Annotated in this window: 17 protein-coding genes; 7 read left to right on the forward strand and 10 right to left on the reverse strand. The window is 69.2% G+C overall.

Going from position 1 to position 13,842, the window contains the following annotated elements; translation table 11 throughout:
• Window positions 1–16 precede the first annotated feature (16 nt).
• Entirely contained in the window at window positions 17–505 is a 489-nt protein-coding gene (locus tag NBT81_RS11635) for a hypothetical protein (RefSeq protein WP_338738696.1), read from the forward strand.
• On the opposite strand, the gene NBT81_RS11640 is transcribed toward NBT81_RS11635, so the two are convergent.
• Window positions 502–1,734, reverse strand: coding sequence for an iron-containing alcohol dehydrogenase (locus tag NBT81_RS11640; protein ID WP_338738698.1), 1,233 nt, complete (start codon window positions 1,732–1,734; stop codon window positions 502–504). The two genes, NBT81_RS11635 and NBT81_RS11640, sit on opposite strands and share 4 nt — an antisense overlap.
• 92 nt (window positions 1,735–1,826) lie before the next feature.
• On the opposite strand from NBT81_RS11640, the gene NBT81_RS11645 reads away from it, so the two are divergent.
• Window positions 1,827–2,453 carry an FAD-dependent oxidoreductase gene (locus NBT81_RS11645; RefSeq protein ID WP_338738700.1) on the forward strand — a complete coding sequence of 209 codons (627 nt, stop codon included), beginning with the start codon at window positions 1,827–1,829 and terminating at the stop codon, window positions 2,451–2,453.
• Here NBT81_RS11645 and NBT81_RS11650 read toward each other — a convergent pair whose 3' ends face one another.
• From NBT81_RS11650 to NBT81_RS11660, 3 genes are all read right to left on the reverse strand, one after another.
• Window positions 2,454–3,665 carry an iron-containing alcohol dehydrogenase family protein gene (locus NBT81_RS11650; RefSeq protein WP_338738702.1) on the reverse strand — a complete coding sequence of 404 codons (1,212 nt, stop codon included), beginning with the start codon at window positions 3,663–3,665 and terminating at the stop codon, window positions 2,454–2,456.
• Between the two features lie 31 nt (window positions 3,666–3,696).
• Window positions 3,697–5,703, reverse strand: a complete 2,007-nt coding sequence (locus NBT81_RS11655; RefSeq protein ID WP_338738704.1) for an AMP-binding protein — start codon at window positions 5,701–5,703, stop codon at window positions 3,697–3,699.
• Window positions 5,704–5,788: 85 nt separating this feature from the next.
• Complete coding sequence (locus NBT81_RS11660) at window positions 5,789–6,562, reverse strand: SDR family oxidoreductase (RefSeq protein WP_338738706.1); 774 nt, start codon at window positions 6,560–6,562, stop codon at window positions 5,789–5,791.
• Between the two features lie 86 nt (window positions 6,563–6,648).
• Between NBT81_RS11660 and argH the strand changes: the two genes are divergently transcribed.
• Entirely contained in the window at window positions 6,649–7,902 is a 1,254-nt protein-coding gene (argH, locus tag NBT81_RS11665; RefSeq protein ID WP_338738708.1) for an argininosuccinate lyase, read from the forward strand.
• A gap of 3 nt (window positions 7,903–7,905) precedes the next feature.
• Here the strand turns inward: argH and NBT81_RS11670 are convergent, their stop codons facing one another.
• Window positions 7,906–8,148, reverse strand: a complete 243-nt coding sequence (locus tag NBT81_RS11670; RefSeq protein ID WP_338738709.1) for a DUF7120 family protein — start codon at window positions 8,146–8,148, stop codon at window positions 7,906–7,908.
• 109 nt (window positions 8,149–8,257) lie between these two features.
• Here NBT81_RS11670 and NBT81_RS11675 point away from each other — a divergent pair, with 109 nt between their 5' ends.
• A complete protein-coding gene (locus tag NBT81_RS11675) occupies window positions 8,258–9,571 on the forward strand; it encodes a hypothetical protein (RefSeq protein WP_338738711.1) in 1,314 nt (437 codons plus the stop codon).
• Between the two features lie 8 nt (window positions 9,572–9,579).
• On the opposite strand, the gene NBT81_RS11680 is transcribed toward NBT81_RS11675, so the two are convergent.
• From NBT81_RS11680 to NBT81_RS11700, 5 genes are all read right to left on the reverse strand, one after another.
• Window positions 9,580–10,173, reverse strand: a complete 594-nt coding sequence (locus tag NBT81_RS11680; RefSeq protein WP_338738713.1) for a hypothetical protein — start codon at window positions 10,171–10,173, stop codon at window positions 9,580–9,582.
• A gap of 24 nt (window positions 10,174–10,197) precedes the next feature.
• On the reverse strand, window positions 10,198–10,518 hold the full coding sequence (locus NBT81_RS11685) for a hypothetical protein (protein WP_338738715.1): 321 nt from the start codon (window positions 10,516–10,518) through the stop codon (window positions 10,198–10,200).
• 2 nt (window positions 10,519–10,520) lie between these two features.
• Window positions 10,521–11,630 (reverse strand): TIGR04053 family radical SAM/SPASM domain-containing protein, encoded by a 1,110-nt coding sequence (locus NBT81_RS11690; RefSeq protein ID WP_338738717.1) that lies wholly within the window; start codon window positions 11,628–11,630, stop codon window positions 10,521–10,523.
• A complete protein-coding gene (locus NBT81_RS11695) occupies window positions 11,631–11,909 on the reverse strand; it encodes a CGCGG family rSAM-modified RiPP protein (RefSeq protein WP_338738719.1) in 279 nt (92 codons plus the stop codon). It abuts the gene before it with no gap.
• A 93-nt stretch (window positions 11,910–12,002) separates the two neighbouring features.
• Entirely contained in the window at window positions 12,003–12,443 is a 441-nt protein-coding gene (locus NBT81_RS11700; protein WP_338738721.1) for an SRPBCC family protein, read from the reverse strand.
• A gap of 103 nt (window positions 12,444–12,546) precedes the next feature.
• Between NBT81_RS11700 and NBT81_RS11705 the strand changes: the two genes are divergently transcribed.
• The 3 genes from NBT81_RS11705 (at window position 12,547) to NBT81_RS11715 (ending at window position 13,812) form a co-directional block, all read left to right on the forward strand.
• Window positions 12,547–12,807 carry a DUF2249 domain-containing protein gene (locus NBT81_RS11705; protein ID WP_338738723.1) on the forward strand — a complete coding sequence of 87 codons (261 nt, stop codon included), beginning with the start codon at window positions 12,547–12,549 and terminating at the stop codon, window positions 12,805–12,807.
• 57 nt (window positions 12,808–12,864) lie between these two features.
• Window positions 12,865–13,050, forward strand: coding sequence for a methytransferase partner Trm112 (locus tag NBT81_RS11710; RefSeq protein WP_338738725.1), 186 nt, complete (start codon window positions 12,865–12,867; stop codon window positions 13,048–13,050).
• Window positions 13,051–13,230: 180 nt separating this feature from the next.
• The gene (locus NBT81_RS11715; protein ID WP_338738727.1) at window positions 13,231–13,812 is read left to right on the forward strand and encodes a DUF7524 family protein; all 582 of its coding nucleotides are present in this window, start codon (window positions 13,231–13,233) and stop codon (window positions 13,810–13,812) included.
• The last annotated feature ends 30 nt before the right edge of the window (window positions 13,813–13,842 follow it).

Consider the following 13,842-nt stretch of genomic DNA (forward strand, 5'->3'; position numbering starts at 1 on the left):
CGGAGAAGCCCCGCCCATGCGACCGCGGGTTACCCTCCCCGTCCTGCTCGGCCTCGCGCTCGTGACCGCGGGGTGTGTGGGCACGCCGACGGAGGAACTCACCACGACGTCCACCGACGGCTCGCCCGGATCGGCGACGGCCACGCCGACCGGCACCGTCGACTTCCCGGACGGGCCGAAGGACCAGCCGGCCCGCCCGTCGGCGCCCGACGAGTCGAGCGTGCGCGAGTACGTCCGGACCCACGAGTACCGCTACGCGTACAACTCCCTGTGGATCAACGCGTACACCGACGTCACCCTCGACTGTCGCGTCGACGACGTGAGCCGGCGTTCGTGGGGGTACGAGGCCGTCGTCACGTGTACCGGCTACTCGAACACCGACGTCCCCGAGAACGCGACGGCGACGCCGGGACCACACGCCGACTGGTTCACGCAAACGTATCGCTACCGCGTGAGCGACGGGGCGACCGAGCGTATCCGGATCGAGAACCGCGATCCGGTTTAGGACCGCCGCGGGCTGTCGGGCGCGAGCGCGTCGTCGTAGATGATCGTATAGAGGTCGACCAACTCCTCGCGAGTCGGCTTCCGTGGATTGTTGTCCGGCGATCCGGAGTCGATGGCGTCCTGTGCCATCTCGTCGACCACGTCGAGGTACGCCTCCCGAGACGGCACCTCGCCGAAGTCGTCGAGGTAGCCGGTGAGGTCGACGTCCTCGCACAGGCGGAAGACACCGTCGACGGCGGCGTCCGCCGCCTCTCTGGTCGTGTCGTCGTCGGCGGCGACGCCCAGAATCCGTGCAATCTCGGCGTACTTCTCGGGAGCGGCCATCGCGGAGAAGTCGACGACGTAGGGGAGGATGAGGCCGTTCGCCAGCCCGTGCGGGATGTGGAGTTGTGCGCCGAGCGGACGAGCCAACCCGTGGACGAGTGCGACCGAGGCGTTGGTGAACGCCTGTCCCGCCTGGAGTTGCCCGACCATCACGTCCGCGCGGGCCGCCAGGTCGTCGCCGTTGGCCCACGCGACCGGCAGCGAGCGGACGATTCGCTCCATGGCTTCCTCGGCGTAGCCGTCGGGGACGCCGTAGGACTTCACCGACACGTACGCCTCGATGGCGTGAGTCAGGGCGTCGATACCCGTGAAGGCGGTGTGGCTCTTGGGGAGTGACACCGTGAGTTCCGGGTCCTCGATGGCTACGTCGGGAACGACGTTCGCGGAGACGACGAGGAACTTCGTCGACGTCGACTCGTCGCTGACGACGACGGAGCGGGTCGCCTCGCTCCCGGTGCCGGCGGTGGTGTTGACGGCGATCAGCGGCGGCGTCGGTTCGGGGACCCCCTCGTAGCCCGCGCGGTCGACGCCGAAGTCGCGGATCGACCCCTCGTTGGTCGCGAGGATGCCGACGCCCTTCCCCGTGTCGATGGAGGACCCGCCGCCGAGCGTGACGATCAGGTCACAGCCCTCCCGGTCGTACAGGTCGTGTGCCGCCTCGATGTTCTCGACCGTCGGGTCGGGGCGGACGTCGGTGTAGACGACCGAGTCGACGCCCGCGGCCTCGAGGGCGTCGACGACCGTGTCGCCGTGGAACTCGAAAATCTGTTCCGTGGCGACGACGAGCGCCGTGTCGCCGTACCGGGCGGCGTGGCCGCCGACCGTCCCGACCGCGCCGGCTCCGAGTTCGATCCGACTCGGCGAGACGACCGTCCGCGTCTCCCGTGCGAGTACGGTGTCGTACATGACAGGCTCGAAATGGGCGGTCGCGGTCTTATAGCCTCGGCCGACGACGCCGGGATCGAAGGGTTCTCCACGCCGGCCGCCGTTCCGGACGTATGCCACAGGTCACTGTCGAGGCCGTCGAGACGGTCGGCACGCGGACCGCCGCGCTCGAACTCCGGACGCCCGAGGGCTTCGTCGCCGACCCCGGCCAGTTCGTCTTGGTTCGGGCGACCGTCGACGGGGTGGAGGAAACCGGCTACTACACGCTCTCCTCGCCCGGCACCGACGGCACCATGGAGGTCACGGTCGAGTACGTCCCCGAGGGGACGCTCGCGCCGTGGTTGGCCGACCGGTCCGCCGGCGACACGATCGAGATCGAGGGGCCCTTCGGCGACGTGCGGTACACGGGCGACGGGCCGGTCGTCGTCCTCGCGGAGGGGCCGGGCATCGGCCCCGCGGTGGGCATCGCCGAGCGTGCGACCCGCGCGGGCCACGACGCGGCCGTCGTGTTCTGGGGCGAGGACCCGCCCCACGGCGACCGCCTCGACGCCCTCGAAACCGAGGGTGCCACCGTGAGCGTCGTCGGGTCGCTCGACGAGGCGGCCGACACGCTGGCCGAGACCGGCGGAACTGTGTACGTCTTCGGCTTCGAGTCGTTCGTCAGGGACGCCAAGACCGTCGCCGAGGCCGTCGGCGTCGCCGACGAGGACCTCCGCGCCGAGAGCTTCGGCGCGCGGTAACTACCACGCCGCCTCGAGGACCGCACGCACGTCGTCGACGGTCGGATCGAGACCGGTCGGCACCGTCGCCAAGAGCGAGTCGGCGACGATCCGTTCGGCGTGCTCGTCGAGGTCGGAGCGCGAGAGGCTGTCGATCGCTCGGAGTCGCGACGGTAATCCGAGGTCGTCTCGGACGCTCGCGACGGCGTCGACGACCCCCTCACCGACCACGTCGTCGGGGGCGTCCGTGGCGACGCCGAGCGCCTCCGCGAGGAGGTCGCGCCGCCCGTCGACTTCCTCGAAGAGGTATCGCAGGACGTGGGGTGCGATGACGCCGTGGACGACACCCTGGTGGACGTCGTACCCCTGAGAGAAGCCGTGACCGAAGGCGTGGACGATGGAGAGTTTGAACGCGCCGGGCGTCGAGACGCCGTACTGGACACAGACGATTCCCGCGAGAACCTCGTCCAGTCGGTCGGCGTCCATCGGGTCCTCGCGGAGCGTCGGGAGCCCCGACCGGAGGAGACGGAGCCCCCGGGCCGCGGTGCCGTCGGTGATCGGCGTCGAGTTGCGGGTGTACAGCGCCTCGATCCCCTTGTCGAAGCCGTTCATCGCCGACGCGGTCAGGACCGACTCGGGCGTCGTCCGGAAGAGGTCGGCGTCGTAGCACAGCGCCGCGGGCATGAGGCGGTCGTCGGCGAGGCCGCCCGTCCGCGGTCTCTCGCGGTCGGGATCCGGGCCAAAGGTGACGCCGGCGACGACCGACAGGTCCGCGCCCGCGAGCGTCGTCGGCACGGCCGCGAGGGGGAGGGGATCGTCGTCCCCGACCGACAGGCTCGCCTCGTCGATCGCTCGGTCGGCGGCCGCCTCGGGGTCGTCCCGGGTCGCGAGCGTCGCGATGGCCTTCGCGACGTCGAGCGAACTCCCGCCCCCGACGGCGACGAGCGCGTCGGCGTCGACCGACCGAGCGTGGGCCGCGCCCGCGGCGGCCGTACGGACGTACTTCCCGGGTGTCGTCCCGTCGAAGACGCCGACGAGACGGTCCCCCAGCCCGGTCCGGACGGGGTCCATCACGGCGTGCGTCGAACCGACGGTGGTGCCACAGACGACGAGAACCCGTTCCCAGCCCCGGTCGGCACACGCCGCGCCGAGGTCGTCGACAGCGCCGGGGCGACAGTGGATCGTCCCCGGCCGATACGCGAACGCGAACCGCTGCCGGCCGTCGTCGTTCATGTCCCTACCAGCGCCGGTCGGAGGATAAGGGTTACCGCGCCGCCTCGATCTCGTCCAGGACGTCGGCGTCCTCGATACTGCTCATGTCTCCCAGGTCCTCGCCCCGGTACACCGACTCGATGGCCCGGCGGATGATCTTCCCGCTCTGGGTCTTGGGGAACGCGTCGACGAACAGCACCTCTCGGGGTCGGAACGGCTTGCCCAGTTCCTCGCCGATGGTCTCGCGGACCTCCTCCCGGAGCCCGTCGCTCTCCGTGACGCCCTCCTCGACGACGACGTAGCAGACGACGGCCGTGCCGGTCGTGTCGTCGGGGACGCCCACGGCGGCCGCCTGGTTCACGTCGTCGTGTTCCATCGCCGCCCCCTCGACCTCCGCGGGACCGACCTTGCGCCCGGCGACGTTGAGAGCGTCGTCGGCGCGCCCGTGGAGGAACCAAAAGCCCTCCTCGTCCTTCTGGGCCCAGTCGCCGTGGTCCCAGAGATCCGGCCACGTGCTCCAGTACTCCTCGAGATAGCGCTCGTCGCCGCTCCACAGCGATTTGGTCATGCTCGGACAGGAGTCGCGGGCGACGAGGTAGCCCCGGTCGTGGCCGTCGACGATGGAGTCGCCCTCTCGGTCGACGATGTCGATGTCCATCCCCAGTCCCGGGCCGCCGAGCGTGCAGGGCTTGAGCGACTGGATCGGCATGGGCATCAGGAAACACCCCATGATCTCAGTCCCGCCCGAGATGTTGATGATGGGCGTCGACCCCCCACCGACCTCCTCGAAGAACCAGAGCCACGACTCGGGGTCCCAGGGCTCGCCCGTCGACCCCAGGATCCGGAGCGTCGAGAGGTCGTACCCCTCGATCCACTCGTCGCCGTGCTTGCGGAGGGCACGGATCGCGGTCGGCGAGATGCCGAACTGCGTGACGCCGTGGTCGTCGATCAACTGCCAGAAGCGATCCGGCTTGGGGTGGTCCGGCGCGCCCTCGTACATGACGACCGTGCCGCCGTGGGCGTGCGTGCCGATCAGCGACCACGGCCCCATCATCCACCCGATGTCGCTGACCCAGAAGAAGCGGTCCGAGGGCTTGAGGTCCATCCCGAAGTACACCTCCTTGGCCGCCTGCAGCAGCGCGCCGGCGTGGGTGTGGACGATCCCCTTCGGCTTGCCCGTCGTTCCCGAGGAGTAGAGCAGCATCGACTCGGCGTCGGAGGGGAGCGACCGCGTCTCGAACTCGGGGTCGCGGTCGCCGACCGCGTCGGTCCATCGCTCGTCGCGGGCGTCGTCCCACGGCACCTCGCCGGCCTCGACGAGGCCGAGGCGGTCGAAGACCACCGTGTGTTCGACGTGGCCCGCCTCCTCGATTGCGGCGTCGGCGTCACCCTTCAACAGGACGTGACTGCCCCGGCGGTAGAACCCGTCGCCCGTGAACAGCACCGTCGGTTCGGCGTCCGCGATGCGGGTCGCCGCGGCGTCGACGCCAAAGCCCGAGAACACCGGGACGGCTACCGCGCCCACCTTGAAACAGCCATAGAGGATGGAGACCACCTCGGGGATCATGGGCATGTACAGCGCGACCGTGTCGCCGACGCCGACGCCGCGGGCGTCGAGGTAGTTCGCGACCCGGTTTGCCTGTCGGCCGAGGTCGTGGTAGGTCAGTTCGCGGACCTCGCCCGTTTCGCCCTCCCAGATGCAGGCGACCTTGTTTCGGGTCTCGGCGTCGGGAGCGGCGTGCCGGTCGAGGGTGTTGTGGGCGGCGTTGAGGCGACCGCCGGGGTACCAGTCGGTGAACTGTGGGCCCTCGGCGTCGTTCCGGACGGCGTCGTACCCCTCGTTGAACTCGATGTCGAGGTAGTCGACGAGTTCGTCCCAGAACCAGTCGACGCCGGATCGTGGCTCGCCCGGCACCGAGGTCGAGGTTCGCTCGATCAACTCGTCGTAGTCGTCGATATCGTACGTCTCCATGAAGTCGTGGACGTTGGTCGACTCGACGAACTCCCGGGACGGATGATAGACGACCGACTCCGTCCGTTTCTCTCGCTCGGCGGGCATGTCCCGAACTGTACCCCGTCAGGGTAATAGGTTTTCGTCTACAGATAAGCAAGGCGAGTGCCTCGGGGCTTGACCCCGAGGCGGTTCACCCGAACGCGTCGGCGGTGAAGCCGTCGTCGACGGTCAGGACGCTCCCCGTCGTGTAACTCGCCGCGTCGCTGGCGAGGTAGATGGCCGCACCGACGATCTCCTCGGGATCCGCCATCCGACCGTGGGTCGTCCGGCGGGCGATCTCTTCGTTTCGATCGGTCCCCTCGTCGTACGTGCCCTGGGTCTGTTCCGACCGGACGAACCCGGGCTTGATCGCGTTGACCCGTATCTCCGGCCCGAGTTCCTTCGCCGCGACCCGGGTGAACGAGTCGATCCCCCCCTTCGCGGTCGTGTAGGGCACGAGGTCCGGGATGGCGAGGTCGTTCGAGATGGAGGAGATGGGGAGGATCGCCCCCTCCTCGATCGCCTCGGCGAAGACCTGGACCGCGCGGTAGGTGCCGTCGAGTTGTACGTCGAACACCGCCTGCCACTCCTCCTCGGTGCCGTCCGAGAGCGCGGTTCGGGCGATGTAGCTCTGGGAAGTGATCAGGATGTCGATCCCACCGAGTTCGTCGACGACGGTCTCGCGCAGGTCGACGAGCGACTCCCGGTCGGTCACGTCGCAGGTCGCCTCGACGGTGTCGGCCCCGAGCTCCCGGAGGTCGGCTGCCGTCTCCGCGACGTCCGCCGCGGTCCGACTCGTCGCCACCACGTCCGCGCCGTCGGCCGCGAAGCCACGCGCCAACGCCCGTCCGATCCCGCTCGTCCCGCCGATGACGACGGCTCGCTTCCCCGCCACCGTCACCGGCGTGTGGTCGTACGTACCCATACGCCACCGGTCACGAGTCGGGGACTTAGCCCTGACGACGGCCGCCAGCAGTAACCCTTTAGTACGGTCTGTCGGAACCTGACGCCATGCTTTGGGAGAACACCGAGCACTCGGCGAGCGAGGCCACCCTGCAGTACACGATGGAGCCAAAGGAGTTCGAGAACCGGTTTCTCCCGTACGACGTGCTGACGAACCTCGCACACGTCACGATGCTGAACCGGCAAGGGTTTCTCACGGACGACGAACTCGCCGACCTCCGGGCGGCGCTGACCGACATCTACCACGAGGCCGAGGAAGTCGAGGGCGAGGACGTCCACACCTTCGTCGAGGAGCGGGTGACCCGGCGGACGGAGGCGGGCAAGAAGATGCACCTCGCCCGGTCGCGCAACGACCAGGTCTTCGTCGACACGCGCCTGTTCATGAAGGACGCGACCATCGACCTCGCGGGCCGGATCCTCGACTTCGTCGACGCCCTCGACACCTTCGCGGCGGAGAAGAACGTCCTGATCCCGGGCTACACCCACCAGCAACAGGCGATGCCGTCGTCGACGGGGCTGTGGGCGTCGAGTTTCGCCGACGCGCTGATCGACGACCTGAAGACCCTCCGGGCGACCTTCCGGATCGTCGACACCAACCCGCTCGGGGCCGCGGCCTCCTACGGCACCAGCCTCGATATCGACCGCGACCTGACGACCGAACTGCTCGGTTTCGCCGACAAACAACACAACCCGGTCTACTGCTCGAACCGCGGGAAACAGGAGCTACAGTTGCTCCAGACGCTGGATCTGGTGATGCTCGACGTGCAGAAACTGGCGGAGGACCTCATCAACTTCTCCGAGGACCAGCAGTTCTTCGAACTCCCCGACGAGTACTGCACGGGCAGCAGTATCATGCCCCAGAAGCGCAACCCCGACATCCTGGAGTTGGCGCGGGCAAAAGCCGAGGAGGTGTCGGCCGCGAAGGAGGCGATCCGGCGGATCATCGGCAAACTCCCGAGCGGCTACAACCGCGACAGCCAGCGGACCAAGAAGCACCTCATCGAGTCGGTCGACACCGTCCGCGCGACGGTCGACATCCTCACGCCGCTCATCGAGGAACTGGAGCTCTCCGAGGAGTTCACGGTCGACGAGGGCATCTTCGCCGCCTACACCGCCAACAAGAAAGTCGAGGAGGGGATGGCGTTCCGCGACGCCTACCACGAGGTGAAGAGCTCCGAGGAGTACGAGGTGCACTCGGAGGTGGCCGAGCCGACACGCCAGCCACTCGGCGACCAGCGGGCGTTCTGGCGCGACGAGCGCGAGCGATTCGACGACGTGGCCGACCGACTGCTCGTCGAGTGAGCCCTACAGCGTGTGTTCGTCGTCGCCCTCGTTCCGGATGGCGGGGTCCTGTTGGTCCTCGACGACCTGCGTGAACAGGTCCTCGTCGGCCGGCCCGGTCGTCGACTCCTCGGTCGTGTAGGCCGACACGCCCAGCGAGAGCAGTTCCTCGACGGCCTGATCGCGGTTGATGAACTCCCCTTCTTCGACGAGTTGGCTGATCTCGATGTCGACGTCGTCCGGTAACGAAATCTCGGCGGTAGGCATACGCGATGGTGACGAGTTCCCCGGATATAAAAACCCGGTTCCGATCGGGTCGCCGCGGCCGAACGTGTTCGTGGTGAGGGCGACGGAGCGTGGGCCCGTAGCGGCGGGTATGTCCACCGTCCCCGGAGCGGTCGATACGGACAGCCAGCCACCGCTCTCGATCCCACTCCGTCACTTCGTCGTCGCGCTGGGCTTTCTGCTCGCGGGTGCGGGACTCGGGGTCGCCGACGCCCTCGGTGTGGCCCCCGGTCTCGCGCGACTCGCACACCTCCACCTCCTGCTCGTGGGCTTCGTCTGTCTCACCATCGCCGGCGCGATGACGCAGTTCGTTCCGGTGTGGGCCGGGACGCCGCTCCACTCCCGGCGGCTTGCGCGGGTGCAACTGTGGTTCGTCGGCGTCGGCGTCGCCGGGTTCGCGGCCGCGTTGCTCGGCGGTCGACTCGGCGTCCTCCCGGTCTTCGGAGCCGCGATGCTCGCGGGGTTCTGGACGCTCGCGTACAACGTCGGCCGGACGCTCGGGTCGGCCCGCCCGCTCGACGTGACCGAGCGACACTTCGCGGCTGCGCTTGGCTTCTTCGTTTTCCTCACCGGCCTCGGGCTGGTGTTGGCCGTCGGGTTCGCGACGCCCCTCGACCTCCCGGTCGCCCGGACTCGCCTCGTCGCGGCCCACGCCACCCTCGCGGTCTTCGGAGCCGTCCTGACGACGGTGTTCGGCGCGCTCTACCAGCTCGTGACCATGTTCGGGCAGACCGAGTTCGACGACGCCGACCGCACCCTCCAGCGGATCGAGACGGTCGGCTACCCCCTCGGAGTGGTCGTCCTCGCTCTCGGCCGACTCGTCGGTTCGGCGGCCGTCGCTCGACTCGGGGGTGTCCTGGCGCTCGTCGGCGTCGCCGCCTTCTCCGTCGTCCTCGTCCGTCGCCTCCGGAACGCTCGCGCCGGCCGGACGCCGATGCTGGCGCGCTACGCGCTCCTCGCGCCGGCGTTGCTCCTGTGGCTCGCCGCCACCGTCCCGGCGTGGCTCCGGACGCCGCTCGCCGAGAGTGTCGTCTTCGGCGCGCCCGGGACCGGCCACTTGCTCGCGATGGTCGTCACGCTCGTCCTCGTCGGCACCCTGTACCACGTCGTCCCCTTCCTCGTCTGGGTCCACCGGTACAGTGACCTGCTCGGGTTCGAGGACGTGCCGATGATCGACGACCTCTACGACGACCGCCTCGAGACGGTCGACCTCGTCCTCGTCGCGGCCGGCGGCGCGGCCCTCGCCGGCGGCGACCCGGCCGGGCTGGGATCCGTCTCGCTGGTCGGTGGCGTCGTCCTCGCCACGGGACTGGTCGTCTTCGTGAGTAACCTCGCGCTCGTCGTGTGGCGCCACGCCCCCGAGTCGCTCTCCGGTGGGGCAGCCCCGGGACCGACCGACGACTGAGACGAGAGTCAGAACGGCGTCGTGGGGTCGTCGGCCGACACACCGGAGCCGTCGGTACCGGAGCCGACGCCCGTGTCGCCGAGCGTCCCAGTCCCCTCCGCCTCCGGTAGGCTGCCGTTCTCCCGGAGCGCCGACTCCATCTCCGCGAGTCGGCCGTTGATCCGCTCGCTCTCGCCGTGCATCGACGCGACTCGGACGCGGACGAGGTTGAACTCGTGGGCCGATCCCACGTCGTCGGCGTTCCACGCGCGGAACGAGGCGGTCGAGAGGGCGTCGCTCTGGGGACAGAACTCGGTCGTCGGCGTGAACTCCGCACGCAGGACCGATGGGTCGTCGGCGTCGACGGCGTAGCGGTAGCCCGCGGTCGGATGGCGGGTGTCGAGGTTCAGGCGCGCGAGGTTGTAACCGAAGGTGACGTCGTAGACGGTCCGCTCCTCGAAGCGCTCGCGAGTCAGTCGGTGGAAGGCGGCGTGGTCCCGGCCGGTCAGCACTTCGTGGCCGTCGAGGAAGGGTCCCGGCTGGGGGAGGTGGTCCGGTTCGAACCCGTCGTAGTCGTCGAAGTCGTCGTCGTCGCTCGACCAGGGGCGCGGGACGATGGTCATACGTCCCCTAGCGGTTCGGGATTCCTATCTTCGCTCACGAACCTGTTCGGGTTGCGTGGTGAACAGCCGTTCGACCGCCTCCGGCGAGCGCGAGTCGTCGTCCATCGCGTCGCGGGCCGGCGCGAGGACTCCGGCCGCGATGCGACCGGCCATGAGCGCCACGGTCCGTCGTTGCGCCGGCGTGAGGTCGTCGATCCCGGCCAGGGCCGTCGAGAGTTCGCGCCGTGCGACCTCGACGCCGAGGTCGTGGAGGCAGTCGTCGAGCGGTCGGTCGTCCGCAGTCGGCTGATCGCTCGTCACACCGTCCCGGTCGCACCCGGGGTCGATTGCTCGGCGTGCGGGCATCGTCAGGGGCGTGCCGTCGACGACTGACGGTCGGGGAGCGGTCCGTCGTAGTCCTCCGGAACGTACGAACACAGCGGGTCGCTCGCCAGCGGATCGCCGGTTTCGGCGTACGCACGCGACCGACTCCCGCCACAGACGCCGCGGAACTCGCAGGCACCGCACTTCCCGCCGAGGGCGTCCGGATCGCGCAGCGACGCGAACAGGTCCGACTCCCGGTAACAGTCGACGACGCTCGTCTCCCGGACGTTGCCGGCGGATTCGGGGAGGAAGCCTGAGGGGAACACCTCGCCGACGTGACTGACGAACGCGAACCCGTCGCCGGCGGTGATGCCGACCCGCCGACCGATCGCGTCCGCGGCCGCCCCGGTGTCGTTGTCGACCCCGTCTCGCCGACGCTGGAGCGCCACCCGCCGGTAGTGGGGCGCTTCGGTGGTCTTGATCCCGAACTCGGCTTCGGATTCGACCTCGACCAGCCACTCCATCACCCGCTCCGCACGCTCCGGCGAGACGGAGTCGAGGACGGCCCCGCGGCCGACGGGCACGAGGAAGAACACCGACCAGAGGACGGCCCCGAGGTCGTCGACCAGGTCCCTGATCGCCGGGAGTTGCTCGACCGTCTCGGCACAGACGGTGGTGTTGATCTGGAGGGGCAGGCCGGCGTCGCGGGCCGCCTCGGCCGCCCGGATCGTGGCGTCGAAACTGCCGGGTTCACCGCGGAACTCGTCGTGGGCGGCCCGGGAGCCGCCGTCGACGCTCACCGCGAGTCGGCGCGCACCGGCGTCGGCGAGCGCCTCGACTCGGTCGGGTGTCAGCGATGCCGTGCCGCTGGGTGTGAGCGTCATCAGAAGTCCCAAGTCGGCGCCGTAGTCGACGAGTTCGACCGTGTCGTCCCGGGCGAGCGGGTCGCCACCCGAGAGGACGACAAGTTGGTTCTCGCCGAACCGACTCGCGTCGTCCAAGAGCGCCTTACCCTCCGCGGTCGTGAGTTCGTCGGGGTGGCGCTCGGGCTGGGCGTCGGCCCGGCAGTGTTTGCAGGTGAGTTCACACGCCCGTGTGAGTTCCCACACGAGGACGAACGGCCGCCGGTCGGTGTCGATGCCGTTCGGGTGCATCTATCGGTAGACGCGGCTGACGTAGCCGCCACAGCCACACTGGTCGATGTACTCGACGGTCGCGTCGAACTCCTCGTTGAGGATCGGGTAGAGGTAGTCCTTCGGGTGACCGTGGTCGGCGTGAGTCACGAGGTTGACGTGGGTCCCGGTCGCGGTGGCGCCCACGGCATCCAGGGCCTCCTCGACGACGAGGGACCGGTCCTCGGCGTGGTCCGGTCCTTCGAGGTTCGCCGACCAGGACGTGTCGTGTTCCGTCTCGGGGTCGTCGTGTTGGCTCATACCCGAACGGAGGCGATCCGGGAGCCAAAGGTATCCCCCGAACACGTTCGGTGCGGTGCCCCCGGTCGTCCTTGCATCCGCCCGGGACTCCGATCAGTCGGGGTCGGCGTCCGTGTCGGTGCCGGCGACGGCTTCGACGTGGTCGAACTGCGCCTCCAGTTCCCGACGGCGCTGTCGCTTGATGATCGTCGCGTCGAGCATCTCGCCCACCAGCGCCACGTCGAGGGCGAAGTCGGTCGTCGCTTCGAGGACGGTGCTGCCCCCCTCGTCCTCGTGGAGGTGGTAGACGGTCCGCATCGACTCGAAGATGCCCTCGCGTTGCTCGTAGGCGAGGACGGCGTCCGGGCCGTCGACGCGTTCGAGCGTCAGTTCGATGGTGGCGATACCGACCCGGTTGGTGATGCGAATCTCGTCGCCGTCGACGCCGACCTCGTCGAATCCGGCGGCGAGCATGAACGGTTCGACGTCGGTCACGACGTCCCGGACCGCCGGCTCCGGGGCGTCGATCCTCCGCGAGACTGTGATCGATTCCATGTTCGGGACTCTCTCGCGAGGATGAAGAACCCCCGCCACCGTGACCCGCACGGCGAACCTGTTCGGGGGAACGCCCTCGGCGGCGGCGGTCGGAGCGATACGTATGTCTGGTGTCAAAACGTTGTTGGCAGAGACCGAGGCACCGTCGACCGTCGATCCGGCAGTGCTCGACGTCCGCGACTTGCCGCCGCCCCAACCGCTGAAGCGGACGCTGGAGCGCCTCGAAACCGACGACTCCGATCTGCTCGTGCAGGTGAACGACCGCGTGCCACAGCACCTGTTCCCGCGACTCGACGACCGTGGCTACGCCTACGACACCGTCGACGACGGCGACCGGGTCGTCACGGTAATTTGGGTGGAGTGAACGGCACCGTGCCCCCGATCCGTGGATTTTTATCGCCCGCCCGCCACCTGCCGGACGATGAAGGAATCCCTGATGGAGATCCTCTGTGATCCGCTCGACAAGAGCGATCTCGAACTCGAAGTGGACGAGCGGGACGGCGAGGAGATCATCGAGGGTCGGCTCGTCGGCACCGAGACGGGCGAGGTCTACCCCATCGAGGACGGCATCCCGAACCTCCTCCCACCGGACATGCGCGAGGAGTAGCGCCGACCGCGGTCGTGTTCGGATCGGACGTTGGGTACCGGCGCGGGGTGTCACACCCGTCTCCGTGGCGTACGACTCCCGAGTCGTGCTGTGCCGACGGTCGGGGACTGGGACGCTCGGCCGGACACGACCCGCCAGTCGGCCTGAAGCTTTTTCCCCCCCCGGCCCGACCGTCGTCGTGTGACTCCGGTGTTACTGGTCGAGTTGAACCGTGGGGCGCTTCACGACGTCGAAGCGCCGTCGGAGTTCGCCATCGGAGAGCCGTTCTCGGTCGAACTCCGGAACCACGGTGAGTCCGTCCACGTCCACGTCCGCGCCGACGAGGCGCTGTCCGCCGTCGCACGCATCGACACCGACGGCAACCTGTTCGTCGAGCGCGAGACGACCCAGTCCGTGCCGGTCGACGTTGAGGACGTCGGCTCGCCGGTGACGGGGACGCTCGAGATCTCGACCGGATACGGGGCCGAACGGCGGACCATCGAGGTGACGGTCGAACCCGACGGCGACGACGACGCGGTCGACGTCGACGAGACGCTCTCGCGACCGCCGGAGCCGGACGCCGACTCGGACTCACCGCCACTCGCCGACCGGCTCTCGCTCGGCGTCCCCAGTCGGCGCACCGTGGCCCTCCTCGCGGTCGGGGCCGCCGCCATCGTCGTCGCTGCCGCCGTCGCGGCGACCGTCCGGAGTCCGACGGTGTTGATCGGCGCGGGCGTCGTCGTCGGGGCGGTGCTCGTCGCCCTCGTCGCGGTGTTCGCGTGACGCCGTTCGTGCTCGTGGCTCGCGGCCGTA

The organism is Haloplanus sp. CK5-1 (assembly GCF_037201915.1).
Lineage (GTDB): Archaea > Halobacteriota > Halobacteria > Halobacteriales > Haloferacaceae > Haloplanus > Haloplanus salilacus.

Excerpts from the sequence above, each read along its gene's own strand:
- NBT81_RS11675 (WP_338738711.1), top strand. The coding sequence starts at position 8,258 with ATGTCCACCGTCCCCGGAGCGGTCGATACGGACAGCCAGCCACCGCTC.
- argH (WP_338738708.1), top strand. The coding sequence starts at position 6,649 with ATGCTTTGGGAGAACACCGAGCACTCGGCGAGCGAGGCCACCCTGCAG.
- NBT81_RS11670 (WP_338738709.1), bottom strand. The coding sequence starts at position 8,148 with ATGCCTACCGCCGAGATTTCGTTACCGGACGACGTCGACATCGAGATC.
- NBT81_RS11710 (WP_338738725.1), top strand. The coding sequence starts at position 12,865 with ATGAAGGAATCCCTGATGGAGATCCTCTGTGATCCGCTCGACAAGAGC.
- NBT81_RS11655 (WP_338738704.1), bottom strand. The coding sequence starts at position 5,703 with ATGCCCGCCGAGCGAGAGAAACGGACGGAGTCGGTCGTCTATCATCCG.
- NBT81_RS11635 (WP_338738696.1), top strand. The coding sequence starts at position 17 with ATGCGACCGCGGGTTACCCTCCCCGTCCTGCTCGGCCTCGCGCTCGTG.
- NBT81_RS11660 (WP_338738706.1), bottom strand. The coding sequence starts at position 6,562 with ATGGGTACGTACGACCACACGCCGGTGACGGTGGCGGGGAAGCGAGCC.
- NBT81_RS11690 (WP_338738717.1), bottom strand. The coding sequence starts at position 11,630 with ATGCACCCGAACGGCATCGACACCGACCGGCGGCCGTTCGTCCTCGTG.
- NBT81_RS11705 (WP_338738723.1), top strand. The coding sequence starts at position 12,547 with ATGTCTGGTGTCAAAACGTTGTTGGCAGAGACCGAGGCACCGTCGACC.
- NBT81_RS11640 (WP_338738698.1), bottom strand. The coding sequence starts at position 1,734 with ATGTACGACACCGTACTCGCACGGGAGACGCGGACGGTCGTCTCGCCG.
- NBT81_RS11700 (WP_338738721.1), bottom strand. The coding sequence starts at position 12,443 with ATGGAATCGATCACAGTCTCGCGGAGGATCGACGCCCCGGAGCCGGCG.
- NBT81_RS11680 (WP_338738713.1), bottom strand. The coding sequence starts at position 10,173 with ATGACCATCGTCCCGCGCCCCTGGTCGAGCGACGACGACGACTTCGAC.
- NBT81_RS11685 (WP_338738715.1), bottom strand. The coding sequence starts at position 10,518 with ATGCCCGCACGCCGAGCAATCGACCCCGGGTGCGACCGGGACGGTGTG.
- NBT81_RS11645 (WP_338738700.1), top strand. The coding sequence starts at position 1,827 with ATGCCACAGGTCACTGTCGAGGCCGTCGAGACGGTCGGCACGCGGACC.
- NBT81_RS11650 (WP_338738702.1), bottom strand. The coding sequence starts at position 3,665 with ATGAACGACGACGGCCGGCAGCGGTTCGCGTTCGCGTATCGGCCGGGG.
- NBT81_RS11695 (WP_338738719.1), bottom strand. The coding sequence starts at position 11,909 with ATGAGCCAACACGACGACCCCGAGACGGAACACGACACGTCCTGGTCG.